The following is a 535-nucleotide window of genomic DNA, read 5'->3' as shown; positions in this document are numbered from 1 at the left end:
TGAATCCACGTCCTTTGAGACAACTAAATAAGGTTTCGATTTCCCAGCGTAATGCATAATCACCAATAGCAGAAGCATTAAACATAGGAGAAACAACAAGTAAAAGTTCTCCATCTTCTAATCGTAGCGCACTAATATATAGTTTCACTCGACCAACCCAAATACGTCGTTTACGACATTCTGTTTGACCAACTTGAAGATGACGAAATAAATCACTAATTTTATGATTCTTGGCTAAGTGATTGGTCACAATAAAGTTTTTTTAACACGTATACAGAAGTGAATGTCATTTTTAATTAACCATGTAAACCATTTCTCACCGATAAATTCTCTGTCTGCGAACACATTCACAATACGATCTTTACCAAAAATGGAGATAAAGCGTTGAATCAAAGCAATACGCTCTTTTGTATCTGAATTGCCACGTTTATTGAGCAATGTCCAAACAATAGGTATCGCTATTCCACGATAGACGATGGCTAACATCAAGATATTGATATCTCGTTTTCCCCATTTCCAGTTGGTTCTATCCAAG

General features: G+C 35.9%; 1 pseudogene. It reads right to left on the bottom strand.

Going from position 1 to position 535, the window contains the following annotated elements:
* Nucleotides 1–535: pseudogene (locus IRT38_RS17460) on the bottom strand (IS4 family transposase); the annotation flags it as partial.

It is taken from the genome of Acinetobacter sp. SK-43, assembly GCF_015351505.1.
In the GTDB taxonomy this organism is placed as follows: domain Bacteria; phylum Pseudomonadota; class Gammaproteobacteria; order Pseudomonadales; family Moraxellaceae; genus Acinetobacter; species Acinetobacter junii.
The sequence above is the reverse complement of the archived record's forward strand: the minus strand, read 5'-3'. Positions and strand labels throughout refer to the sequence as shown.